At 66.4% G+C, this 25,488-nt stretch carries 19 protein-coding genes; 12 read left to right on the plus strand and 7 right to left on the minus strand.

The genetic code is table 11. The annotated features are described in order from the left end of the window. The 3 genes from CG471_RS06415 to CG471_RS06425 form a co-directional block, all read right to left on the minus strand. A partial coding sequence (locus tag CG471_RS06415; protein ID WP_143560154.1) for a LuxR C-terminal-related transcriptional regulator occupies positions 1-217 on the minus strand: 217 nt, incomplete at its 3' end. A 68-nt stretch (positions 218-285) separates the two neighbouring features. Further along, positions 286-723 (minus strand): cytochrome c family protein, encoded by a 438-nt coding sequence (locus CG471_RS06420; protein ID WP_099231258.1) that lies wholly within the window; start codon positions 721-723, stop codon positions 286-288. Between the two features lie 49 nt (positions 724-772). After that, positions 773-2,401 carry an AMP-binding protein gene (locus tag CG471_RS06425; RefSeq protein ID WP_099231260.1) on the minus strand — a complete coding sequence of 543 codons (1,629 nt, stop codon included), beginning with the start codon at positions 2,399-2,401 and terminating at the stop codon, positions 773-775. 154 nt (positions 2,402-2,555) lie between these two features. Here CG471_RS06425 and CG471_RS06430 point away from each other — a divergent pair, with 154 nt between their 5' ends. Both CG471_RS06430 and CG471_RS06435 read left to right on the plus strand, forming a co-directional pair. Beyond that, on the plus strand, positions 2,556-4,055 hold the full coding sequence (locus CG471_RS06430; RefSeq protein ID WP_099231333.1) for a CoA-acylating methylmalonate-semialdehyde dehydrogenase: 1,500 nt from the start codon (positions 2,556-2,558) through the stop codon (positions 4,053-4,055). Positions 4,056-4,185: 130 nt separating this feature from the next. Then, on the plus strand, positions 4,186-5,520 hold the full coding sequence (locus tag CG471_RS06435; protein ID WP_099231262.1) for an acetyl-CoA hydrolase/transferase family protein: 1,335 nt from the start codon (positions 4,186-4,188) through the stop codon (positions 5,518-5,520). On the opposite strand, the gene CG471_RS06440 is transcribed toward CG471_RS06435, so the two are convergent. After that, positions 5,521-6,291, minus strand: coding sequence for a thioesterase family protein (locus CG471_RS06440; RefSeq protein WP_099231264.1), 771 nt, complete (start codon positions 6,289-6,291; stop codon positions 5,521-5,523). Positions 6,292-6,490: 199 nt separating this feature from the next. Here CG471_RS06440 and CG471_RS06445 point away from each other — a divergent pair, with 199 nt between their 5' ends. Further along, positions 6,491-7,576: an endonuclease/exonuclease/phosphatase family protein gene (locus CG471_RS06445; protein WP_099231266.1), complete on the plus strand. Its 1,086-nt coding sequence runs from the start codon at positions 6,491-6,493 to the stop codon at positions 7,574-7,576. Continuing rightward, entirely contained in the window at positions 7,573-8,742 is a 1,170-nt protein-coding gene (locus tag CG471_RS06450; protein WP_099231268.1) for a TonB-dependent receptor domain-containing protein, read from the plus strand. The genes CG471_RS06445 and CG471_RS06450 overlap by 4 nt, the downstream gene beginning before the upstream one ends. A gap of 23 nt (positions 8,743-8,765) precedes the next feature. Here CG471_RS06450 and CG471_RS06455 read toward each other — a convergent pair whose 3' ends face one another. After that, on the minus strand, positions 8,766-11,159 hold the full coding sequence (locus CG471_RS06455) for a membrane-bound PQQ-dependent dehydrogenase, glucose/quinate/shikimate family (RefSeq protein WP_099231270.1): 2,394 nt from the start codon (positions 11,157-11,159) through the stop codon (positions 8,766-8,768). A 197-nt stretch (positions 11,160-11,356) separates the two neighbouring features. On the opposite strand from CG471_RS06455, the gene CG471_RS06460 reads away from it, so the two are divergent. From CG471_RS06460 to CG471_RS06475, 4 genes are read left to right on the plus strand one after another with little or no spacing between them, the layout of a single operon-like run. Next, on the plus strand, positions 11,357-13,480 hold the full coding sequence (locus CG471_RS06460) for a TonB-dependent siderophore receptor (RefSeq protein ID WP_099231272.1): 2,124 nt from the start codon (positions 11,357-11,359) through the stop codon (positions 13,478-13,480). 14 nt (positions 13,481-13,494) lie between these two features. Next, positions 13,495-13,785, plus strand: a complete 291-nt coding sequence (locus tag CG471_RS06465; protein ID WP_257211445.1) for a ketohydroxyglutarate aldolase — start codon at positions 13,495-13,497, stop codon at positions 13,783-13,785. Beyond that, entirely contained in the window at positions 13,782-15,296 is a 1,515-nt protein-coding gene (locus CG471_RS06470) for a PepSY domain-containing protein (RefSeq protein ID WP_099231276.1), read from the plus strand. Before CG471_RS06465 ends, CG471_RS06470 begins: the two co-directional genes overlap by 4 nt. After that, the gene (locus tag CG471_RS06475; protein WP_017500810.1) at positions 15,293-15,607 is read left to right on the plus strand and encodes a DUF3325 family protein; all 315 of its coding nucleotides are present in this window, start codon (positions 15,293-15,295) and stop codon (positions 15,605-15,607) included. The genes CG471_RS06470 and CG471_RS06475 overlap by 4 nt, the downstream gene beginning before the upstream one ends. Here the strand turns inward: CG471_RS06475 and CG471_RS06480 are convergent. Both CG471_RS06480 and CG471_RS06485 read right to left on the minus strand, forming a co-directional pair. Then, entirely contained in the window at positions 15,604-16,974 is a 1,371-nt protein-coding gene (locus CG471_RS06480; protein WP_010336210.1) for an ATP-binding protein, read from the minus strand. The genes CG471_RS06475 and CG471_RS06480 overlap by 4 nt on opposite strands. After that, positions 16,971-17,699: a response regulator gene (locus CG471_RS06485; protein WP_099231278.1), complete on the minus strand. Its 729-nt coding sequence runs from the start codon at positions 17,697-17,699 to the stop codon at positions 16,971-16,973. The genes CG471_RS06480 and CG471_RS06485 overlap by 4 nt, the downstream gene beginning before the upstream one ends. A 197-nt stretch (positions 17,700-17,896) precedes the next feature. On the opposite strand from CG471_RS06485, the gene CG471_RS06490 reads away from it, so the two are divergent. The 4 genes from CG471_RS06490 to CG471_RS06505 all read left to right on the plus strand — a co-directional run bounded on the left by CG471_RS06490 (position 17,897) and on the right by CG471_RS06505 (position 25,488). Continuing rightward, the gene (locus CG471_RS06490) at positions 17,897-19,030 is read left to right on the plus strand and encodes an efflux RND transporter periplasmic adaptor subunit (RefSeq protein ID WP_180275628.1); all 1,134 of its coding nucleotides are present in this window, start codon (positions 17,897-17,899) and stop codon (positions 19,028-19,030) included. Positions 19,031-19,040: 10 nt separating this feature from the next. Continuing rightward, positions 19,041-22,202 (plus strand): efflux RND transporter permease subunit, encoded by a 3,162-nt coding sequence (locus CG471_RS06495; RefSeq protein ID WP_037508511.1) that lies wholly within the window; start codon positions 19,041-19,043, stop codon positions 22,200-22,202. Further along, positions 22,199-23,569, plus strand: coding sequence for an efflux transporter outer membrane subunit (locus tag CG471_RS06500; RefSeq protein ID WP_099231280.1), 1,371 nt, complete (start codon positions 22,199-22,201; stop codon positions 23,567-23,569). Before CG471_RS06495 ends, CG471_RS06500 begins: the two co-directional genes overlap by 4 nt. A 302-nt stretch (positions 23,570-23,871) precedes the next feature. Continuing rightward, positions 23,872-25,488: an alpha-amylase family glycosyl hydrolase gene (locus CG471_RS06505; RefSeq protein ID WP_099231282.1), complete on the plus strand. Its 1,617-nt coding sequence runs from the start codon at positions 23,872-23,874 to the stop codon at positions 25,486-25,488.

Genomic DNA, 25,488 nt, shown 5'->3' on the forward strand with positions numbered 1-25,488 from the left:
GCGCGCCTTCGGCTTCCAGCAACAGCCGGGCGGCCTCGCGGCTGCTCGACACCGCCATCTTGCGCCGCGCGTCGCGCAGCCGTTCGTTGATGGTATGGACCGACAGGTCCAGGCTGCGCGCGATCGATTTCGCGTCATGGCCCCGGACCATCAGGCGCAGCGTCTGCTTTTCCTTCTCGGTCAGCGCCCAAAGGCCGTCTGTCATCCCGCTGGTCATGGCGCCAGATGTACGAAGCCCCCGGTGCGCCAGCTACCCCAAAAAATTCGTATCTTTGGCGGGGCCGGCTAGTCCGACAGGCTGCGCAGATAGGCGATCAGGTCGGCGCGCGCGAGCGGGTCGGGGATACCGCTGAACTGCATCTTGGTGCCGGGCACGAAGCGCTGCGGATTGGCGATCCAGGCGTCGAGCGCCTTGTCGTCCCAATCGCCGCCCTTGGCGCGCAACGCGGCGGTATAGCCGAACCGGGCGCTGTGCTGGCCGATCGGCTGACCGTAAATGCCGTGCAGATTGGGTCCGCCCGTATCGGGGCCGCCGGCGCTGCTGGTGTGGCAGGCGGCGCAGGTGCCGAACAGGCGGGCGCCGGCCTTGGCATCGGCCACCGTCATCAGCTTTTCCAGCGTCGGATTGGGGCCGGCCGCCTTCAACCGCTCGGCGCGGCGATCGTCGGCACAGCCGATCAGGCTCAGGGTCAGCAACAGGGCGGCGGAGGCGGGACGCAACATGGCGCGCCCATGCCCGATCGGCGCGCGCGCGGCCAGCGGACCAATTGTCCTACGACGCCGCCGGTGCGGCCTCTTCCACCAGCCGGGCGCGGATCTGCTGCTTCAGCACCTTGCCGGCGTCATTCTTGGGCAGGGCGTCCCACAGCGCCACCGCCTCGGGATATTTGAAGCGGGCGACGCCATGGCCGGCCAGATGCGCGGCCAGCGCGGCGACGTCGGGCGCGGCGCCGGGCCGCGGCACGATCACCGCCACCGCCCGTTCGCCGGTGCGCGGGTCGGGGACGCCGACGATCGCGATCTCGGCAATGGCGTCATGGCCGACCAGCAGATCCTCGATCTCCTTGGGTGCGATATTCTCGCCATTGCGGATGATCAGATCCTTGATCCGGCCGGTCACCACGAGATGGTCGCCATCGATCCAGGCGCCCTGGTCGCCGCTGCGATAATAGCCGTCCGGATCGAAGCTCGCGGCCTCATCCGCCTTGTGGATATAGCCGACCATCATCTGTGGCCCGCGCGCGCGAATCTCGCCATCCTCCGCGATGCGGACGGTGGCGATGCCGGGGCGGCCGTCGGTCTCGGCGGCATGGGCGACATCGGCCCGGTCGATCACGCCGACGGTCGTGACCGGCAATTCGGTCGATCCATAGACGCGGCTGACCACCGCCTGCTCGAAATAGCCGGCGGCTTCGCGGATCAGCGCCGGCGGCACCGACGCCCCGCCACAGATGAACAATTTGAGCGCGGGCAGTCGCGTCTCCGCCGCGCGCGCCGCCGCCAGCAGATGCTGCAGGAAGGGGGTGGCCCCGGCCATATGGGTGCAATCGGCCTCGGCCATGATCCGCACCGCATCGTCCGGGTTCCACTGTTCCATCAGGATCGCCGTTGCGCCCAGCAGCAGCGGCGTCTCGAACGCATAGATCGACCCGCCAATATGGCTGATCGGCGATGGCACCAGGAAACGGTCGCCCGGCTCGACCAGCCAGTGGCGGCCGATCTGGCGGATCAGCGCATTGATCGAATTATGGCTGTGCATCACCCCCTTGGGCCGGCCGGTGGTGCCGCTGGTGTACATCACCATGCGCACTTCGTCGGCATCCAGCGCGGGCAGGGGCCGGCCGGCCGGGGCCGAAGCCAACAGGGCGTCATAGGCGCAAACCTTGCCATCTTCCGCCCGAACGATGACGATCTCCGGCGGGTTTTCCATCTCCGCCGCCACCCGTTCCAGCATCGCGCCATAATCATGGCCGCGAAAGCGTTCCGGCACGAAGATCATCCGGCTGTCCACATCTGCCAGGATAAAGCGCAGGTCATGGTCGCGCAGCGACGGCAGGATCGGGTTGGCGACCATGCCGGCCAGGGTCGCGCCCATGTAGATGACCGCCGCCTCCTGCCAGTTGGGCAGCATGAAGGATATGACGCTGCCGACCGGGACGCGCGCCAGCAAGGCCTGCGCCAGCCGCTGCGCCTGATCGTGCAGGCCGGCGGCGGTCAGGCAATGATCACCGTCGATCAGCAGGATGCGATCGGGCGTATCGCGCGCTGCATGCGCCAGCGCATCGGCGGCGGTGTCCGATCGCCACCAGCCATCGGCATAAGCCTGCGCTGCCTGATCGGCGTCCCAGCGTATGTCCCATCCTGCGGCGGTGATCCGCCGTCCTGCTCCTGTCCCGGCCATGCTCGCTCCGCTGTCGATGGACGAGCCATGCGAAAGAAGCGCCGACCGGGCAAGCGCGGCGCCGATCCAACGTCCCCGCGATCAAATCGGCGAGCCGGTTCCGACCCTTCCGATCCTCCTTTATGGCCGACCCGATCCGTTTCGAGAGGGCAGCATGCGCATAGTCGACAATTTCATCGGGGGGCAGCATCGCGCATCGGCGTCGACGCGCCTGGGCGACATCTTCAACCCCGCCACCGGCCAGGTGCAGGCGCAGGTCCGCCTGTCGGCGCCCAGCGAACTGGATGAAGCGGTCGCCAATGCGCAGGCCGCGCAACCCGCCTGGGCCGCGATGAACCCGCAGCGCCGCGCCCGCGTGATGTTCAACCTCAAGGCGCTGATCGAACAGCATATGGACGAGCTGGCCGAATTGCTGTCGGTCGAGCATGGCAAGGTTCATTCCGATGCCAAGGGCGATATCCAGCGCGGCCTGGATGTGGTCGAATTTGCCTGTGGCATCCCGCATCTGCTCAAGGGCGAATATACTGAGGGGGCAGGTCCGGGCATCGACGTCTATTCGCTGCGTCAGCCGATCGGCATCGCGGCGGGCATCACCCCGTTCAACTTCCCGGCGATGATCCCGATGTGGATGTTCGCCCCGGCAATCGCCTGCGGCAATGCCTTCATTCTGAAGCCCAGCGAGCGCAATCCCTCGGTGCCGGTGCGCCTTGCCGAACTGGCGATGGAAGCGGGCTTGCCGGCCGGCGTCCTGAACGTCGTCCATGGCGACAAGCAGGTGGTGGACGCGATCCTCGATCATCCCGCGATCAAGGCGGTCAGCTTCGTCGGCTCGTCCGACATCGCCCAATATGTCTATGGCCGGGGCGCTTCGAACGGCAAGCGGATGCAGTGCATGGGCGGCGCCAAGAATCACGGCATCGTCATGCCCGACGCCGATCTGGATCAGGCGGTCGCCGACATTCTCGGCGCGGCCTATGGTTCGGCGGGTGAGCGCTGCATGGCGCTGCCGGTAGTGGTGCCGGTGGGCGAGCAGACCGCCGTGGCGCTGCGTGCCAAGCTGGAGGCGGGTATCGCCGGGCTGCGCGTCGGCGTGCCGAGCGATCCCGACGCTCATTATGGCCCGGTGGTGAGCGCCGCGCACAAGGCGCGGATCGAGAATTATATCCAGATGGCGGTCGATGAAGGCTCCGAACTGGTGATCGACGGTCGCGGCTTCGCGCTACAGGGCTATGAAGATGGCTTCTTCCTTGCCCCAACCCTGCTCGACCGCGTGACACCGCAGATGAAAAGCTATCAGGAAGAGATTTTCGGTCCCGTCCTGCAGATGGTTCGTGCCGAAACATTCGAGGAAGCGATCGGCTATCCGACCAGGCATCAATATGGCAACGGCGTCGCGCTCTTCACCCGCAATGGCGATTTCGCGCGCCGCTTCTGCGCCAATGTCGAGGTCGGCATGGTCGGGATCAACGTGCCGATCCCGGTGCCGGTCAGCTATCACAGCTTCGGCGGCTGGAAGCGCTCGGGCTTCGGTGACATGAACCAATATGGCATGGACGGCGTGCGTTTCTACACGCGGGTCAAGACCGTCACCCAGCGCTGGCCGAGCGGCGGCGCGGTGCTGGATCAGAGCTTCGTCATCCCGACCATGGGTTGACGCGTCTCCTGAGGGGGGAGAAGGCAAGGGCGGGCCGGGCAATCGGACCCGCCCTTGGTCCTTTTGCTGCGTGGTGAAACGCGCGCCGGCCGCTATAAGTTAGGGATCGACCACAGGAGAGAGGCGATCCATGACCCCAAAGGGCGACCAGGCATTATATCAGCGGATACGGCGTTCGGCGCAGGAGGCGGCGGCGCTGATCCCGTCGGGCGCAAAGATCTGCATGGCGTTGGGGACGGGCCAGCCGCCCGCCTTGCTCGCCGCCCTTGCCGAACGCGTCCGGTCCGCTTCTGTCGCTGATCTGCGTATCTATTATATGCTCTGCACCGGGATCGCCGGGGCCAGCCTGTTCGACTTCGCGCTGCGCGACCGGATCACGCCGATGAGCCTGTTCCATGGCGGTGTCGAACGGATGCTGGATCGCCAGCATGGCGACGCGCATCTGCCGATGGTCGATTTCCTGCCCTGCCATTTCAGCCAGGTGCCGCGCGCCATGGTCGAGCATGTCGGCGTCGACACGCTGATCGCGACGGTCGCGCCGATGGATGCGGACGGCAATTTCAGCCTGGGAACCGATGTCGACTATGCGCTGGCGGTGGCGCGCAAGCCCGGCACCCGGATCATCCTGGAGGTGAATGCGCATATGCCCTATGTGCGGGGCGATTGCATGATCCCCCTGTCGGCGGTGACGGCGCTGGTCGAGCATGACGTCGCATTACCGACGCTGCCGGCCATCACCCGCACGGCGGTCGACGACGCGATCGGCGCCACCGTCGCCGGGCTGATCCGCGATGGCGACTGCCTGCAGATGGGGATTGGCGCGCTGCCGGAGGCGGTGTGCGCGGGTCTCGCTAACCATCGGCATCTGGGCATCCATACCGAGATGATGACCACGGGCCTGGCCGGGCTGATGCAGTCGGGTGTGGTCGACAATAGCCGCAAGCAGATCCATGCCGGCAAGGCGATCTATACCTTCGCGCTTGGCGACCAGGCGCTGTATGATTTCCTGCACGACAATCCGGCGGTCGAGGCGCATCCGGTCGATTATGTGAACAACCCGTTCCTGATCGCGCGCAACGACAATATGGTGTCGGTGAACGCCACGCTGCAGGTCGATTTCCATGGCGCCTGCAATTCCGAATTCGTCAACGGGCGACAGTTCAGCGGCACCGGCGGACAGGTGGATTTCGTGCGCGGCGCCTATGCCTCGCGCGGCGGCCGATCGATCATCGCCTGCCATTCGACCGCGGCCAAGGGCACGATATCGCGCATCACCCCGCGTCTGGACGGGCCGGTGACGACGCCGCGCATGGATACGCATCTGATCGTCACCGAATATGGCCTGGCCGACCTCAAGGGCAAATCGGTGGGCGAACGGGCCAAAGCCCTGATCGCCATCGCCCACCCCGATTTCCGGGAGCAACTGGATCGCGCCGCATTCGAAGCGGGATTGTTCGCCGGCTGATCAGCGCGGGCGGATCGTCAGCCATTGCGAGACGGTCCCGATCGCGCCGTCCCGGTCGTGAAGGATGCTGTGGGTAAGGCCGATGCCATCGGCGCCGAAGGAAACGGTGACGTCGCAGCCCAGCCATTCGCCGACCGGCGCGCGGAAGATATGGGCGGTGAGGTCGAGATTGGGAAAGGCGGCATCGGCGGTCGACACCAGGGGTGCCAGGCCATTGGCGGTATCGACCAGCCCCATGGCGCGGGCGAGCGTCGATACCGCCTCATCCTCGATCAGCGCATGGGGCGTGCGGATCCAGCCAATGGCGCGGCCCGGCGCGATAGACTGGCGGCGAGCATCGATGCTGGCGATGAAGCCGCCGGGCCATTCGCCGGTGCCGTCCCAGGGTGCCATGGTTTCCGGGCCGGCAATAGCAGCAAAGCCGCCACCGGCGATCGCGCTTGTGTCATAGGCCTGGGCCAGCCAGGCGCGCAGCAGGATTGCCGGCCGACCGCCATGGCTGAGCCGCGCTTCGACCAGTTCGATGGTGCGGCCGGGACGGATGACGGTGACGTCGATCTCGACCGTATCGAGCGGGATGGTGCCCAGGATATCATAGGACAGGCGCCCCAGTTGCAGTGGATCGGGCCGGCGCGCCTTGGCGTCCACCTCGATCGCATGGGCCAGCAGGCCGATCGCGGGGGCAACATGCTGTTCCGTCACGTTCCAGGCGCCGCCGACCAGTTCCGTCGGGGTGAAATGGCGGGCATCAAGCCGCCGGAAATAGGCCATGGGATCCTCTTCATTGCCGTCTGGGCGGGTTGGAGTTCCCCCTATCAGCAGGAGCCGGCCGGCCGCAAGCTGACGGCGAAGATGACAGTCCGGCGTCGGTCGGATGACGGGTGCCGCCTTCAAAATTTAACCCCATTGCCGCGCGATCGACATCGGCATGACTCATGTGCCCGCTAGGGAGGAGGCAGGGGAATGAGGGATGGCGAAGCCTTTGCGTGCGATATTGGTCGCGAGCCTGGCGGTGTTGGCCGCCACGGGATCGCAGGGCGAAAGCCGGCGGAGCGATACTGCCGGGCTGGCGGTGACCGCGCTGCAGCCGGATAGGCCGCTGTCGGTGATGACCTATAATGTGATGGGCCTGCCCTGGCCTATCGCCCTTGGTCGGGACGAGGCACTGGGCCGCATCGCCGATCGGCTGGCGGCGCTGCGCCGGGCCGGGCGCCAGCCGCATATCGTCCTGCTGCAGGAAGCCTTTTCGCCGCAGGCCGGACAACTGGCGCGCCGTGCGGGCTATGCCCATGTCGCTATCGGCCCGGACAGCGGGTTGCGCACGGCGATTGCCGCGGGACCGGATGACCGCGCCTATGTGCAGGCGGCGCGCTGGGACCGGGGCGAGACGGCGCCCAAGCAGTTGAACAGCGGGCTGCTGATCCTGTCCGATTATCCGATCACCGGCGTCGACCGCATGGCCTTTCCCGATTTCGCCTGCGCCGGCTTCGATTGCCTGGCGAACAAGGGCGTGCTGATCGCTCATCTGGCGGTGCCGGGCTTCGACCGGCCCATCAGCATCGTCAACACCCATCTCAACGCGCGCAAGGCGGCAGGCGTGGCGATCGCCCGGTCGCAACATGCGTTCGACAGGCAGGCCGGGTTGCTGGCCGATTTCGTGCGTGCCCATGTGCCGGCCGGACAGTCGATGATCCTGGGCGGCGACCTCAATATCGGCGGTGATCGCAACCGCATCCAGGGCTTCTTCGCCCATTGGGCGCGCGCGGGCATGGGCTTTGTCGCGGCGCATCTGGGCGGCGCGCGGCGGGCTTTGGCGGACAGCCTGCCATCCGATGCCGGCACGCACCGGGATCTCGAACAGGCGAGCGCGCGGGGCAAGGACTGGCTGTTCGCGCGCGACAATCGTGGTCGGCCGATGCGGGCCATCCACGCGGCCGTGCCCTTTGGTACGGAGGTGGAGGGCGCGCCGCTGTCCGACCATTTCGGTTACATGATCGCCTATGAACCGGAACGTCGCGCCGGGGCCGCTGTCCAGTTGGCGCAGGTGGCGTCATGACGATGATCCGCTGGATGTTGGTGCCGCTGGCAGCCCTGGCGTTCGCGGTCCCGGCATTGGCGCAGACGATTAACTCCGACCATGGCGGCTTTGTGCTGAAACGGCCCTTGCGGTTTTCCCTGCTGCCCGCGCCGCTGGCCGGCGTCACCCATCCCGCGCGCATCTATGCGGTCGAGCTGGCGCCATCGCTGGCCGAGCCGGCGGCGATCGGCATCGCCGTCCAGCGCAAGCGTAACCGTATGGTGGCGCTGCCGGCTCGTCGGATCGGTACGGTACCCCTGCCTACCGACCTGTCTGGTGATGCCCAGCCGCGCAGCAGTCTGATGCTGGTCGACGCCCATGGCAGCCTGCCACTGGCGGACGGCTTGCAGGCCGAACTGGGCTGGCAGGGCGCCAAGCTCAACAATCGCGGGGCCAATGTGACGGCGCTCTATGGCAGCGACGCAATCAAGAGCCGCGACCTGTTCTTGCCGACGGGGCGGCTGGCCTATGACGCCGCGCCCGGCGTCACCCTGCGCGCGGACTATCGCGAAACGATAGAGGCCTATGCCGGGGTCGGCCTGTCGGGTGCGCTGGGGCTGACACGGGAGGCGTTCCGCACGTTGCAGGCCGGTCTGCAGCCGGAACGCGACAGCCGCATGCGGCTGGGCAGCGACTGGATGGTGGCACCGGACCTGACATTGGCGGTCGATGCCTTTGACGGCGAGGTCGAAGACCGGCTGGCCTTCGTCGAGGACGGCTATCTGCCGGTCAATCGCGGGTCGGCGCATGTGCGGGGGCTGGCGATGCGGGCGGAGCATCGGCTGACGTCCGCGCTCAGCCTGTCGGCGCGATACCATATGGCGCAGTTGCGCCAGGACCGGGGCGGCAATGTGCAGGAGCAGCAACTGATGCTGGAAGGACTGTGGGCGCAGGGCCCATGGCGCTGCCGGATCGCTGCCGCGCAGAGCAGCGCGCCGGCGCTGATGCAGGATGATGGTGGCCTGCGGCTGGAGGCCGGCATCGATTATGCGTTGACCGGGCGTCGACCGATGCGGGTTGGCCTGCACCTGACCGATCCCGACCAACTGGCGAGCAGCAGGCTGATGCGCGTTGATGCCTCCGGCGCGGCGCGGCCGGAGGATCAGGCGCAGGCGCTGATGCTGACCGCCGCCCTCGCCTGGTAAGGCAAGGGGCGGCAGGAAGCACCTCAGTTCAGGGCATAGGCGATCAGTGCATCACCCACTGGCGTCTGCATGAAATGATGACCACCGGCCATGATGACCAGATATTGCTTGCCATTCTGGCTGTAGGTCATCGGCGTCGCCTGACCACCGGCGGGCAGCACGTCCTGCCACAGCGTCTTGCCGGTCTTGAGGTCGATCGCGCGGATCAGATTGTCAGTCGCGGCGGCGACGAAGATCAGTCCGCCCGCCGTCACCACCGACCCGCCATTATTGGGCGTGCCGATCGTCAGCGGCAGCATGGAGGGGATGCCGAACGGCCCGTTGGTGCGCGCGGTGCCGAAGGGACGATCCCAGATGGTCTTGCCGGTGGCGATATCGATCGCGCGGATGCCGCCATAGGGGGGCTGCTTGCAGAGCAGGCCGGTGAAGGGCAGGCGCCAGCCGGCATTGACGTCGATCGCATAGGGAGTGTGCGCCTGCGGATCGCCAGCCCCCTCCGCCCCGCCAATCTCGCCACGCGCCTGGTCGCGCGGTGCCCAGCCCTTCTTGTTGGCTTCCTTGCGGGGCACCAGCCGGACATAGTTGGGCATGTCGTTATAATTGGCGACGATCACCCCGCGCGCCGGATCGACGGCGATGCCACCCCAGTCCGTGCCGCCATTGTAGCCGGGATATTCGATCGAGCGTCTGTCGGCTTCGGGCGGCGTGAAGAAGCCCTTGTAGCTCGCCCGGCGGAACTGGATGCGGCAGATCATCTGGTCGATCGGCGACATGCCCCACATGTCCTTTTCGGTGAGGTCGGGCTTGCGCAGCGTATGGTAGAGCGAGATGCGCTGGGTCGCGGCGCGCTGCTCCGGCTCCACGCCGATCTGTGGTGCCTTGATATCACCGATCGGGGTCAGCGGCCGGCCGGTACGGCGATCGAGCACATAGATGTCACCCTGCTTGCTGGGCAGCAGCATCGCCGGCACCGGACCGCGCGCCGTCGGGAAATCGATCAGGGTCGCCTGGGCGCCGAAATCATAGTCCCACACATCCTTGCGCACCGCCTGGAAATTCCATCGCGGCTTGCCGGTCATCACGTCGATCGCGACCAGCGAGGTGGCGTAGCGATTTTCCTCCGGCCGGCGCAGGCTGCTGTAATAATCGGCGGCGCTGTTGCCCATCGGCAGATAGACGAGGCCAAGCTGCTCGTCGCCCGAGGCGATCGTCCACATGTTCGGCGTGCCGCGGGCATAGGTCTGGCCGGCGGGTGGCGGGCCGCTGCGTTCCGGGTGCATCATGTCCCAGGCCCAGCGCATCTTGCCGGTGACCGCGTCATAGGCCTGGATCACGCCGGACGGCGCCCAGCGATCCTGCCCGTCCAGCACCTGATGGCCGGTGACTATCACGCCGCGCACGATGGTCGGCGGCGAGGTGATGGAGACATAGCCCGGAGGCACGCTTCCCATACCGTCGGTGATGCGAACCTGGCCATTGCTGCCGAAGTCGCGACATTGCTGGCCGGTGCGGGCATCCAATGCCATGATCCGCGCGTCGAGCGTGCCGAGGATGATGCGCTGGGCGCAGGGCGTGTCGGCCGCGGCGCCGGGCACGGCATAATAGCTGACCCCGCGACAGGCCGCGGTATAGGGAATGGCCTCGTCCGACACCTTGGGATCGAAGCGCCATTTCTGCTTGCCGGTGGCGGGATCGAGCGCGATCACCATGCTCTTGGGCGTGCAGACATAGAGGGTGTCGCCGATCTTGAGCGGCGTGTTTTCCGCGCCATAGGTGTTGCGGATCTGGGCCGAGGCCGGCAGGTCGCCGGTGTGGATCAGCCAGGCGCGCTTGAGGTTACCCACATTGGCCGGCGTGATCTGGGCGAGCGGCGAGTAGCGCCGGGCGCTGTTGGTGCCGCCATAGGCCGGCCAGTCGGCGCCGGTGGTGCCGATCGAGGGATCGGCCATGGCATAGCGGGCGTCGGGCAGACCCTGCAGCACCGGCGGGATGAAGTTGCCGGCGATGCTCCAGAAAAAGCCGATCGCGACAGCGAAAGTGACAGCCACCCCGACCCATGCACGGCGCCAGCGACCGGCGCTGCGGTCGAGCGTCGGCCAGACGAGTTGCAGCGCGATCAGGAGGACCAGCGGGGCGACGACGCGCGGCACCAGTGCCCAGGGATCAAGGCCCACTTCCCAATAGGCCCAGAGCAAAGTGACAGCGAAGATGACAATGTAGAGCCAGCCGCCCGCCTTGCGCCCGCGTGCCAGCAGCACGCCCGCGACGATCAGGGCGATGCCGGTGACCAGATAATAAGGCGAGCCGCCCGAGATCAGCAGCCAGGCGCCGCCGCCGGTCAGCACCAGCCCGATAAGGCCGAAGACGATGCCCAATATCAGGGCGGCGATCGATCGGCGGGGCGGTGCGTTTGTCATGATCGGATACTCCCTGGGCAGGAGGCACGGGCAGGTGCCGGTTTACAAAGGAGAAACCGACCAGCTTCGTTCCAGACATGAACAAAATTTCATCTTCGTGGCGTGATTGTAGCGCGCATGCAATGCTAATGCGTTTGACTCGCATTCTGGACATGCCTAACGCGCGGCGCAGATAGAGAGCCATCGGGGAAATCAAAATGCGTCTGTCCTTGCGCCACCTCCTGTTGAGCAGCAGCTTTGCCCTTGTCGTGATGCCGCATGCCGCTCACGCGGCAGAAGCGGACAATGCCGCAGAGGACGCGTCGCGGATCGTCGTGACCGCGGCCAACCAGCCGTCCAGTTCCGCCACCGCGCTGTCGCTGTCGGTGCGCGAGACGCCGCAGTCGGTGACGATCATCAATCGCGAACGGATCGAGGATTTCGCGATCACCAACGTCAACGACCTGCTCGACCAGACGATCGGCATCAATGTCGAGCGCGTCGAGACGGACCGCACCTATTTCAACTCGCGCGGTTTCGACGTGTCCAATTTCCAGGTCGATGGCGTCGGCCTGCCGCTGGCCTGGGGCATCCAGTTCGGCGACCTCGACACCGCCCTGTTCGAGAATGTCGAGGCGGTGCGCGGCGCCAATGCGATCATGACCGGCATCGGCAACCCGTCGGCGACGATCAACTATGTCCGCAAGCGGCCGCTCGACGAGTTCCAGGCCAAGGGCACGGCCCAGGTCGGTTCGCGCGACCTGTGGCGCGTGGAAGGCGACATCAATGTCCCGGTGACCGATACGGTGTCGGCGCGCTTCATCTATGCCCATGAGGATCGCGACACCCATCTGGACTATAACCATATCAATCGCGACGTTTTTGGCGCGATTGTCGCCTGGCAGGTGACGCCCGATCTCAAGGCGACGGTCGGTTATACGCGCCAGGAAAATGACGCCGACGGCGTGCTGTGGGGCGCGATGCCGCTGGTCTTCACCGACGGCACGCGGATCGACCATGCGCGTTCGGCAACCACGTCGGCCGACTGGACCTATTGGAACACCAAGGACCAGAATAGCTTTGGCGAACTGGTCTATACCATGGGCCAATGGACGCTGAGCGGCATGTTCACCTACAAGCGCTTCCAGGAGAATGCGAAGCTGCTTTATGCCTATGGCTATCCCGACAAGGAGACGGGCGAGGGCGTCTATGGCATGTCGGGCATCTACCCGTCCGACTATAAGCAATATCTGGGCGATTTCAGCGCCACCGGCCCGTTCAGCCTGTTCGGCCGCGAGCACAAGCTGGTGCTGGGCCTGTCCTATGCCAAGTCGAATGCCAAGGAGTGGGAGAATTTCGCCGAGGACACGGCGCTGGTCTATCCGTCGGTCTATGACTGGGGCAGCGCGCAGGTGACCGAGCCGGATTATCCGGGCGAATATCTGGCCGCCAAATATAGCGACGAACTGACCCGCCTCTATGGTGCGGCGCATCTCAACTTCACCGACCAGCTGAAGGGCGTGGTCGGCGCCAGCGCGATGTGGATCAAGTCGTCCGGCTATTCCTATGGCACCGACCAGGCGCGCGACGACCACAAGATCAGCCCCTATCTCGGCCTGCTCTATGACGTGACGCCCAACGTCACCCTTTATGCCAGCTATACCGACATCTATAACCCGCAGGCGGAAGTCGACGCGAATAATCGCAAGTTGGACCCGGCCAAGGGCACCAGCATCGAGGGCGGCATCAAGAGCAGCTGGTTCGGCGATCGCCTCTATGCCACCGCCACCGTGTTCCGCGCCAAGCAGAAGGGGCTGGCCGACTATGCCGGCACCTTCGACGAAAATGGTCCGGGCAAGGCCGGCGGCAGCTATTATGCCGGCGTCGATACCACCTCGACCGGTTTCGAACTGGAAGTGGCAGGCAAGATCACCGACCAGTGGACGCTGAGCGGCGGCTATACCCAATATGATATCGAGGATGACGAGGGCAACGACACCCGCACCTGGCTGCCGACCAAGTCGTTGAAACTGGCCACCACCTATCAGGTGCCGCAGCTCAACGACCTGAAGCTGGGCGCGCAGATGCGCTGGCAGAACGCGATCAAGACGACGCTGACCGATGTCTATGACGGCGATGTTTACATGGGCGATGTGGTCGTTAAGCAGAAGAGCTATGCCGTGCTCGACCTGATGGCGGGTATCCGGGTGGTCGATCATCTGCGGGCGAGCGTGAACGTGAAGAATGTCACCAACACCAAATATCTGGGCAGCCTGATGTGGGGCCAGGCCTTCTACGCGGCGCCGCGCACGGCGGTGTTCACGCTGAGCGTCGACTATTGACGAAGGCGGCCGCTGTGCGTGCCCGTAGCGGCTGGCGTTATCGCGGCAATGTCGCGCTGCGCACGCTTGCGGGCACGGTGGGCGCCTATGCGGTTGCGGCGCTGGCGGCGATGCTGCTGGCCCGCACCCTGCCGATGGGCCGGCTGGAGGCGGTGACGGTGGCGACCATGTTCTCCTATCTGTTCGCCCCCGCAGTCAGCGTGTGGGCCTTTCTGGCGCGCGGACCCTGGGTCGCTCTGGGCGGCGTTGTGTTGCTGTCCGCCGGGCTGGCGGGACTGGTCTGGACCAGCGGAGGCTTTGCATGAGCGGGGCATCGGCGATGGTGCGGGATGGCGTGCGGCAGGCGATGGCCTGGCTGCACGGCTGGACCGGGCTGCTGCTGGGCTATGTGCTGTTCGTCATGTGCCTGGCCGGGACGCTCAGCGTCTTCAAGCCGGAGATCGGCCGCTGGATGCGACCCGAGGTGACGGCGCAAGCGGACAGCAAGAGCGCGATCGTCGCGGCGACAGGCTGGCTGTCGAAACATGCGCCCGGTTCCACAGGCTGGTATCTGACCGCGCCTGACGGCCGGGCCAATACGGTCGAGGCATCCTATGACCAGGGCAGCGACTATCTGTATCGCGCGCTCGATCCGGTGACCGGCGCGCCGGTCGCGCGCGAGACGCTGGGCGGCGAATTCTTCTACCGCCTCCATTTCGAGCTGGAAATTCCCTATCCCTGGGGCCGGCTGCTCGCCTCGCTGGCGGCGATGGTCATGCTGGTGGCGCTGGTCACCGGCATCATCGCGCACAAGCGCATCTTCAAGGACTTCTTCACCTTCCGCCCGGCCAAGGGCCAGCGGTCCTGGCTCGACGGGCATAATGCGACGGGCGTGCTGGCCATGCCCTTCCACCTGATGATCACCTTCACCGGGCTGCTGACGCTGGCGTCGCTCAACATGCCCTGGCCGATCAGTGCCGGCTATGGTGGCAAGGTAATGGAGATGTATGAGGCGCTGGCACCGGGTTCGGTGACCCGTCCGACGGCCGGAAAGCCCGCGTCGCTGGCGCCGATCGCACCGATGCTGACGGCGGCCGAGCGCGCATTTGGCGGCGGCCATGTCGGCCGCGTCTATGTCTTCAATCCCGGCGACGCGGCATCGGTCGTCACCGTCTACCAGTCCGATGCCGACACGATCGGCTATATGCGGGGGCAGGCGAGTTTTGACGGGACCACGGGCCGGCTGCTCAAAAGCTGGGTCGAGCGGCGGCCGGCGATGCGGACCTATCAGGTCATCTATGGGCTGCACATGGCGCGCTTCGCGCCGATGGCGACGCGCTGGCTCTATGTGCTGGGCGGGGCGATGCTGACACTGGCGATCTCGACCGGCATGGTGCTGTGGATCGCCAAGCGACGCGAGCGCCAGCCGCTCTCGATCGGCAATCGCATCCTCGAACGGCTGAATGTCGGCGTGATCATCGGCGTGCCGCTGGGCGCGGTGGCCTATTTCATCGCCAATCGCCTGTTGCCGATCGGCATGGCGGGGCGACCCGAAGCGGAAGTGTCCGTGGCCTTGTGGACGGCGGCGGCGGCCGTGCTGGCCGGGCTGACGCTGCGTCCGGCCATCGGCTGGCCGCTGATGATGGGGCTGCTGGCCTTTGCCTGCGCGTTGGCGGCGATGCTTGGGCCGGTCTGGTCGACCGAGCCGATCCTGCTGGCCGGCAATCTTCTGTTCCTGGCCATGGCGGCCGCGCTGGCGCTGATCGTGCGTCGGCAGGTGCGGCGGCGCAATGCGCCGACTCCGGCGCGTCGGCGAATGCGGGAGCAGCCGGCATGATCGTCGCGGGGCTGCTCTATATCGGTTTCTTCGCATTGGCGGCGGCGATGACGCGGCATGGACCGGCGCTGCTCGGCCCCTGGCAGCGCCATGGGCTGGCCCGGCATCTGCCGCTGCTCGGCTGGAGCGCGATTGCCCTGTCGCTGCTCGGCGCGATCCTGGCCGGTGCGGACGGGATCGGCATCGTCACCTGGTGCGGGCTGCTGCCGCTGATGGCGGGGGCGGTGCTGCTGGCGCTGACCTATGGCCCCCGGCTGGCGCGCGGCGGGCTGCTGCTGGCATTGGCGCTGATGGTCGTCGGCGCGGTTTAGGCCGCCTTCATCTCGATACTGGCGATCAGCCCGCCATCGGGCGCATTGCGCAGCGCGACGATCGCACCAAAGCTGAGGCCCAGCGACCGCGCGATGGTGAGGCCGATGCCGGTGCCGTGGCGGCCGCCCGGCTGGCTGCTGGCGCCGCGGGTGAAGGGTTCGAACATCTGGTCCAGATCCTGCGGCGGGATGCCGGGGCCATGGTCGCGTATCTCGATCGTGACATGGCCGGGCGTGCGCAGGCAGCTGATCTTTGCGCATCCGCCATATTTGACGGCATTGTCGACCAGATTGCTCATACAGCGGGTCAGCGCATTGGGTTTGACCCGGACCGATGCGCCGCAGCCGGCGGCGAACTGGACGGGCGCTCCCAGTTCCTGCGCATCCTCGGCCATGCTGGCGAGCAGGGAGTCGAGGTCGATCACCGACCAATCCTCATGCGTCTCGGTGCTGGCGGCAAGGTCCAGCCCTTCGCGCACCAGCCGCTGCATCGCCTCATGATCCTGCAGCAGGCGGGCGCGCAGTTCCTCATTCTCGACCAGTTCCAGCCGCAGCCGCAGCCGGGTGAGCGGGGTCTGGAGATCATGGCTGATCGCCGCCAGCAGCTGGGTCCGTTCGGTGAAGCCGGCGCGGACGCGGCGCTGCATCAGGTTGAAGGTGGAGAGGGCGGCGCGCACCTCCTCCGGCCCGCGCTCGGGAATTTCCTCCGGGTCGCGCGACACGGAAAAGGCTTCGGCGGCCTGCGACAGGCGGCGCAGCGGCTTGGCGGCGATCCGGCCGATCAGGATCGAGAGGCCGGCGGCCGACAGCAGGATAACGACCAGATAGGCCGGGCTGAACAGCGAACTGGGCGGCCGGGCGAGGCGCGGGAAGGTGAGCGCCATGCCGCGGCGCTGGCCGGTCGCGTCGGTCATGCGCACGATCCAGCAATCGGGCCGGGGCGCATCGATCAGGCCGGCAGCCCGGCTGCGCCCGGCATCCTTGTCCGGAAAACAGAGGCCGAAGGGCACCTGCCCCGCCTCCGGCTGGGCGCGGGGGCCGAAACGCCGGGCGAGCGCGGCTTCGAGATCGGGATCGGGCTCGTTGATCGAGATGCCGTCAGGGGCGATGGAAGCGCCGACAATGCCATGATTTTCCAGCATCTGCTGGACGCGCACCGGATCGCGGCGCAGCCGGTCGGCGACGTCGAAGGCGCTGGCCAGCACGCGCTGGCGGCGGACGCGCTCGAAATCATGGCGGCGGCCCTGTTCCGACACGGCGAGCGCCAGGATGGCCGAGAGCGAGATGCCGACGGTCAGCAGCACGAAGATATGCCCCGCCATCGAGCGGAAGAAATCCCGCACGCGCTGCACCGGCTGGCCGATCATTCGTAGCGCACCGGGCTGGCGAGGACATAGCCTTCGCCACGGACGGTCAGGATCAGGTCGGCGCCGCCGGTGGCGCCGGCCAGCTTCTGTCGCAGGCGGCTGACCTGCAGGTCGATGGTGCGGTCGAAGGCGGCGGTGGCGCGCCGTTCGGGCAGCAACGTCTCACGCGCCAGCACGACATTGGGTTCCTCGATGAAGCGGGAGAGCAGGCGGAATTCGGCCGAGGACAGCATCACCAGCCGGTCGTCCGGGGCGATCAGCCGGCGTTGCAGCAGATCGAGCCGCCAGGGACCGAAGACGGCATAGCGGGACTGGTCGGCTGGTGCCGGGACCTCGACGCGGGGGCGGCGCAGCAGGTTGCGGATGCGCACCAGCAGCTCGCGCGGCTCGAACGGCTTGGTCAGATAATCGTCGGCGCCCAGTTCCAGCCCCAGCACCCGGTCGATCGCGCTGCCACGCGCCGTCACCATGATGATCTGAATGCCCGATCCTTCGGCGCGCAGCTCGCGGCACAGCGACAGGCCGTCGCCATCGGGCAGGTTGAGATCGAGGACGATCAGGTCGACCGGCTGGTCGCGCAGGGCCTGGCGCAGTTCGGCCAGGTTCGATGCAGAAAGCAGGTCGTAATTTTCCTGCCGCAGCTGATCGACGATCAGACCGCGAATATCGGCATCATCGTCGACGACGATGACGCTGTTGCGGCGGGGATCGGACAGGTCAGCCATGTTGCGCTTCTAGCGGCGGATATTGCAAAAGTCTGTGCCTCTACCGGGGATGATACAGGGCGATACAAAGCGATACGCGTTCGGATGTCACGCGACATGATGATGCGTCAGGATATCAACTTGGTCTAGCAGGATACCGCCCAAATCGCGATCAGGCGATCGTCGGCGCTGCCTGCCGGCGGTAACGATGTGAAGCCATGCCCATTTTCGCAGAGCTCCGGAGCCTCCGGGTCGCACCGATCGCATTATGCATCCTGATCACCGCTTGCGGACAGGAAAAGGCGCCAAAGAAAGGGCCTGTGGAAGTGGGCGTGGTGACGCTGGCGGCACAGAATGTGACCGTCTCGTCCGAATTGCCGGCGCGCACCGTGTCGACCATGCAGTCGGAAGTCCGGCCGCAGATCACCGGCGTGATCCAGAAAAGGCTGTTCACCGAAGGATCGATGGTGACGGCCGGCCAGCCGCTCTACCAGATTGACGAACGGCTCTATCGCGCGTCGCGCGACGAGGCGCAGGCGGCGCTGGTGAGCGCGCAGGCGACGGCGGTGGCAGCGCAGGCCAAGGCGCAGCGCTATCGCGGCCTTGGCGATACCGAGGCGGTGAGCGCGCAGGACCGCGACGATGTGATCGCGACGGCGCGCCAGGCAGCGGCCGCCGTGGGCCAGGCGCGCGCCTCGCTCGACACCGCCAATGTGAACCTGACCTTCACCCAGGTGCGCGCGCCGATCAGCGGCCGGATCGGCCGGACCCTCTTCACCCCCGGCGCGCTGGTGACCGCCAGCCAGACCGATCCGCTGACGACGATCCAGCAGCTTGACCCCATCTATGTCGACGTCACCCAGTCGAGCAGCCAGCTGCTGCAGCTGCGGCGATCGCTGGCGGCGGGCAAGACGCTGCCGGCCAGCGCGACGATCCGGCTGAAGCTGGACGACGGCACCGAATATCCGCTGGAAGGGCGGATCGAATTTGCCGAGCCGATCGTCGATGTCGACAGCGGCACGGTGACGCTGCGCGCACGCTTCCCCAATCCTGACGGCATGTTGCTGCCCGGCATGTTCGTGCGCGTCGTGGCGCCCCAGTCGGTCGTGCCCGGCGCGATCCTGGCGCCGCAGCAGGGCATCGCCCGCGACGCCAAGGGCAATGCGACCGCGCTGGTCGTGACCAAGGACAACAAGGTCGAGCGCCGCACCGTCACCGCCGCGCAGGCGATCGGCGACAAATGGCTGATCACCGCAGGCCTGAAGGCCGGCGACCGGCTGATCGTCGAGGGCACCGACAAGGTCCAGCCCGACGACAAGGTAAAGCCCGTCGCCGTCGCGGCGAAGAAGTAGGAGAGGCCCGGTGCTGAGCCGCTTTTTCATCGACCGGCCGATCTTTGCCTGGGTCATCGCCATCGGCATCATGCTGGCGGGCCTGGGCGGCATGCTGTCGCTGCCAGTCGCCCAATATCCTGACATCGCGCCGCCGGGCGTGGGCATCAGCGCCACCTATCCGGGCGCGTCGGCCGAAACGGTCGAGACCAGCGTCACCCAGGTCATCGAGCAGCAGCTGACCGGCATCGACGGGCTCATGTATTTCTCCTCCTCGTCGACGTCGACGGGGCAGTCGCGCATCACCGTCACCTTCCAGAAGGGCACGGACCCCGACACCGCGCAGGTGCAGGTGCAGAACCGGGTGCAGCAGGCGCTGAGCCGCCTGCCCAGCGCCGTGCAGCAGCAGGGCCTGTCGGTCACCAAGCAGCAGACCGACTTCCTGATGCTGGTGGGTCTCTATGACGAGACCGACAATGCCACCCAGGCGGACATTGCCGACTATCTGGTCAATAATTTCCAGGATTCGATCGCCCGTATCGACGGCATCGGCGCGACCCAGATCTTCGGGTCGCAATATGCGATGCGCATCTGGCTGGACCCCTATAAGCTGGCCGCGGTCAAGCTGATGCCGTCGGACGTCGAAACGGCGATCAAGGCGCAGAATATCGAAGTGTCGGCCGGCCAGATCGGTGCCGATCCGGCACCGGCCAACCAGCAGATCAACGCCACCGTCACGGCGCGTGCGCGCCTGGAAACGCCGGACCAGTTCCGCAATATCGTGGTGAAGACGCAGAGCGACGGGTCGGTCGTCCACCTGTCCGACGTCGCCCGCGTCGAGCTGGGCAATGAAAGCTATACCACCAGCGCGCGCCTCAACGGCCATCCGGCATCGGGGATGGCGTTGCAGCTGGCGCCGGGCGCCGACGCGCTCAAGACCGCCGAGCTGGTGAAGGCGCGCGTCGCCGAACTGGGCGGCAACCTGCCGCACGGCTACAAGATCGTCTATCCGCGCGACACCACGCCCTTCATCAAGCTGTCGGTCGAGGAAGTCGTGCAGACGCTGATCGAGGCGGTCGTGCTGGTCGTGATCGTGATGTTCGTCTTCCTGCAGAGCTGGCGCGCGACGCTGGTGCCCGCGATCGCGGTGCCGGTCGTGCTGCTCGGCACGTTCGGCATCCTTGCCCTGTTCGGCTATTCGATCAACACGCTGACCCTGTTCGGCATGGTGCTGTCGATCGGCCTGCTGGTCGACGACGCGATCGTCGTGGTGGAGAATGTCGAGCGCATCATGGAGGAAGAGGGGCTGTCGCCCCGCGACGCCACGATCAAGTCTATGATGGAGATTGGCAGCGCGCTGGTCGGCATCGCACTGGTGCTGTCGGCGGTGCTGCTGCCCATGGCCTTCTTCGGCGGATCGACCGGCGTCATCTATCGCCAATTCTCGATCACGATCGTGTCGTCGATGCTGTTGTCGGTCGTGGTCGCATTGATCCTGTCGCCGGCCCTGTGCGCCACCATCCTGAAGCCGATCGACAAGGCGCATCGCGAGAAGGGCTGGTTCGGCAAGTTCAACCGCTGGTTCGAGCGGCTGACCAATGGCTATGTCCGCCGCACCCAGGGCGTGATCGGCAAGCGGGGTATCTTCTGGGGCCTCTATGTGGTGGTGCTGGGTATATTGGTCGTGCTGTTCATGCGCCTGCCCACCAGCTTCCTGCCGGTCGAGGATCAGGGCCAGGTGATGGTGCAGGTCACGCTGCCGTCCGGCGCCAAGTCGAGCCGCACCAATGCGGCGATCGACCAGGTGCAGAGCTATTTCCTCAATGACGAGAAGGACAATGTCGCCTTCGCCTTCATCATGACCGGCTTCAGTTTCCAGGGGCAGGGCGAGAATGTCGGCCAGGGCTTCATCAACCTGGCACCATGGGACGACCGCAAGGGCAAGACGAACGAGGCCGGCACGATCGCCAATCGGGCGACCAAGCAGCTGGGCGCGATCCGCGATGCCAAGGTGCTGGCGATGACCCCGCCGGCAATCCGCGGCCTGGGCCAGTCCAACGGCTTCACCTTCGAACTGCTGAACAGCGGCGGCCTCAGCCGCGAGCGCTTCCTGGAGCTGCGCAACCAACTGATCGCGTCCGCGCAGCAGGATCCGGTGCTGGCCGGCGTGCGTGCAGCCTCGCTGGAGGACACGCCGCAGCTCAAGATCGACATCGATACCGAGAAGCTGACCGTGCTGGGCCTGACCCAGGCCAATGTCGACGATGTGCTCAGCTCCGCCTGGGGCAGCACCTATGTCAACGACTTCGTCGATCGCGGCCGGGTGAAGCGCGTCTATATGCAGGCCGACGCCCCCTATCGCGCCTTGCCGAGCGATCTCGACAACTGGATGGTGCGGTCGAGCACGACCGGCGAGATGGTGCCCTTCTCCGCCTTTGCCACCAGCCACTGGGTGATGGGGCCGAGCAGCGTGCAGCGCTTCAACGGCCTGTCCTCCTTCGAGATCCAGGGCCAGTCGGCGCCGGGCGCCAGCTCGGGCGATGCGATGGACCGGATGGTGGCGCTGCAGAAGCAGCTGCCGGCCGGCACCAGCTATGCCTGGAGCGGCCTCAGCTATCAGGAGCAATTGTCCGGCGGACAGGCGCCCCTGCTGTATGGCCTGTCGGTGCTGGTGGTCTTCCTCTGCCTCGCTGCCCTTTATGAAAGCTGGTCGATCCCGCTGTCGGTGCTGCTGGTCATTCCGCTCGGCCTGATCGGTGCGGTGCTGGCGGTAACGCTGCGCGGGCTGGAGAATAATATCTTCTTCCAGGTCGGCCTGCTGACCACCATGGGCCTGGCGGCGAAGAATGCGATCCTGATCGTCGAGTTTGCCGAACTGGCGCATCGCAATGGCCGCAATGCATTGGAAGCGGCGCTGGAGGCGGCGCGGCTGCGCTTCCGTCCGATCCTGATGACCAGCCTGGCCTTCATCGCGGGCGTCATTCCGCTCGCCATCGCTACCGGGGCCGGCGCACAAAGCCGCGTGGCGATCGGCACGGCGGTGGTCGGCGGCATGGTGACGGCGACGGTGCTGGCGATCTTTTACGTCCCGCTCTTCTTCGTCTCGATCGCCCGCCTGTTCGGCATGGACAAGAAGAAGCCGGGAGGCGAGCCGCCGGCCCAGGAACCGCCCGTGGACGGAGTGCCCGCATGACCCGCGCTGCATGGATGATGATGCCGCTGTCGGCGCTGGTGCTGGCCGGGTGCGACATGGCGCCCAAATATGTCCGGCCGCAAACGCCGGTGGCGCCGGCCTTCCCCACGGGTGAGGCCTATGCCCCGGCCAGCGCCGAGCCTGCGGGCCTGCCCTGGACCGCGCTGATCGGTGATACGCGGCTCAAGACCGTGATCGAGCGGGCGCTGGCCAATAATCGCGACCTGCGCGTGGCGCTGGCTAATGTCCAGTCGGCGCGGGCGCAATATAAGGTCGAGCGGGCGGCGCAGCTGCCGACGATCACGGGTGACGCGGCGGCGAGCTTCAGTCGCCAGAATGACAATCGGCAGAACAGCTATAGCGCCGATGTCGGTTTCAGCGCGTTCGAGATCGATCTGTTCGGCCGGGTCAAGAATCTGACCCGGTCGGCGCTGGAATCCTATCTGGCGACGCAGGAAGGCATGCGGTCGACCCGCATCACCCTGATCGCGGAGACCGCGAACGCCTATGTGACGATGGCGGCGGACCAGGAATTGCTGGCGCTGTCGCGCCAGACGCTGGCGAGCGCGGAGCGCAGCCTGAAACTGACGCAGACGCTCAACACATCGGGTCTGGCCGGCAAGCTGGACGTGCATCAGGCCGAAACCACGGTGGAGCAGGCGCGCTCCGACATCGAGGCGAATGTCACCCAAGTGGCGCAGGATCGCAACGCGCTGGAACTGCTGGTCGGTGCGCCGGTCGAGGATGCGTTGCTGCCGCAATCGCTCGACAGCCTGTTGCAATCGACCGCGAAGGTGCCTGCCGGCCTCTCCTCCGACGTGCTGTTGCAGCGACCCGATGTGTTGCAGGCGGAGCATCAGCTCAAAGCCGCCAATGCCGATATCGGCGCGGCGCGGGCGGCGATGTTCCCCAAGATCAGCCTGACCACGGCGATCGGCGTGGCCAGCTCTGCCCTGTCCTCGCTGTTCAGCGATGGCGGATTTGCCTGGTCGGCGGCGCCATCGGCCAGCATGCCGATCTTTGGCGGGGCGGCGCGCGGCAATCTGGACTATAGCAAGGCGCAGCGCGACCTCTATGTCGCGCAATATGAGAAGGCGATCCAGACCGCCTTCCAGGAAGTATCTGACGGGCTGGCGCGGGCCGGCACGATCGACCGGCAGCAGGCGGCACAGCAGGCGCTGGTGACGGCGAACCAGCGTTATTATGCGCTGGCGGACCAGCGCTATCGGGCGGGCATCGACACCTTCCTCAATTCGCTGACCAGCCAGCGGTCGCTCTACAGCGCGCAGCAATCGGCGATCGCGACACAGCTGGCGGCGGCGCAGAATCGCATCCTGCTCTACCGGGTGATCGGCGCCGACCAATAGGCGCCGATCTGCCCTCTTCTCCCGCTTTTCCATGCCCGCGAATCCTGTTATTCTGCGCGCATAAAGAAGAAGGAGAGGGCCATGGCATTTCTGGCTCGGTGTCTGGACTGGCTGTGCGGTATCTGTGCATCCGCCGCGCAGGATGAGTGCGTCATCAACCAGCTGATCTCCAGCGTGACGCGATCCCGACATACGCCCTGAACCCTTCGCAGCCGCAACATAGTTCTTCACCTGCGCGCGCCGCCGTGTAGACTGGCGCTGCGGCAGGATGCGCCGCAGGCTTGGGACATGGGGTGGCGCAAATGGCTCCCGACAGTCGTGATGCAGGCGATCGGCCCTGGTGGAAGGGTGCGGTCCTCTATCAAATCTATCCCCGCAGCTTTCAGGATTCGAACGGCGATGGCATTGGCGACCTGCCGGGCATCACCGCGCGGCTGGAGCATGTCGCGCGGCTGGGCGTGGACGCGATCTGGATTTCGCCCTTCTTCCCCTCGCCGATGCGCGATTTCGGCTATGATATCGCCGATTATTGCGGGGTGGACCCGATCTTCGGCACGCTCGCCGATTTCGATGCGCTGGTGGCGCGCGCGCATGAACTGGGGATCAGGGTCACGATCGACCAGGTCTATGCCCATAGTTCCGACCTGCATCCCTGGTTCGCGCAGAGCCGGCAGGACCGGGACAATGACAAGGCGGACTGGTTCGTCTGGGCCGACCCCAGGGCGGACGGCACCCCACCCAACAACTGGCAGTCGGTGTTCGGCTGCCCGGCCTGGACCTGGGACGCGCGGCGGCGGCAATATTATATGCACCAGTTCCTGACCAGCCAGCCGCAGCTCAACGTCCATAATGTTGCGGTGCAGGATGCGCTGCTGGGCGCGATGCAATTCTGGCTGGACCGGGGCGTCGATGGCTTTCGCCTCGATGCGCTCAACCATGCGATGCACGACCCGGAATTGCGCGACAATCCGCCCGCGCCCGAGGGGGAAGGGCCGCGCACCCGGCCGTTCGACTATCAGATTCGCCGCTACAGCCAGTCGCATCCCGGCGTGGTCGATTTCGTCGCGCGCATCCGCGACCTCACCGATCGCTATGGCGCGATCTTCACCGTGGCGGAGGTGGGCGGCGACCTCGCCGAGCAGGAGATGAAGGCCTATACGGCTGGGGAGGGTCATCTCAACAGCGCCTATGGCTTCAACTTCCTCTATGCCCCGGCGCTGACCCCCGGCCTGATCGCCGATACGCTGGCGCGCTGGCCGGACGAACCGGGCATGAGCTGGCCGAGCTGGGCGTTCGAGAATCATGATGCGCCGCGCGCCCTGTCGCGCTGGTGCGCGCCGGAGGATCAGCCCGCCTTCGCCCGGCTCAAGATGCTGCTGCTGATGGCGCTGCGCGGCAATGTCATCCTCTATCAGGGCGAGGAACTGGGCATCACCCAGGTCGATATCCCGTTCGAGAAGTTGCAGGATCCCGAGGCGATCGCCAACTGGCCGCTGACCCTGTCGCGCGACGGCGCACGCACGCCGCTACCCTGGTCGGTCGATGCGGCGGAAGCCGGTTTCACCGATGGCGAGCCCTGGCTGCCATTGGGTGCGGAGAATGTCGCGCGGGCGGTGGCAGCGCAGGAGGGCGACCCCGCGTCGCTGCTGCACTTCACCCGCGCGATGATCGCGCTGCGCAAGGCCAATCCGGCGATGCGCCATGGGCGCCTGGATATCATGCGCGCCGACGACCAGTGCCTGGCCTTCCGCCGGGTGGCAGAGGATCAGGCGCTGACCTGCATCTTCAACCTGTCGCCGACCCTCGCGCCCTGGCCGCAGGAAGTGGAAGGGCGCGGCGCGATCATCGCGGCGATCGGCGATGCGGCGCCGGGGATGGCATTGCCGCCTTATGCGGCGCTGCTGCTGGCGCAGGAATAG

Source organism: Sphingobium sp. IP1 (genome assembly GCF_002708645.1).
GTDB classification, from domain to species: domain Bacteria; phylum Pseudomonadota; class Alphaproteobacteria; order Sphingomonadales; family Sphingomonadaceae; genus Sphingobium; species Sphingobium yanoikuyae.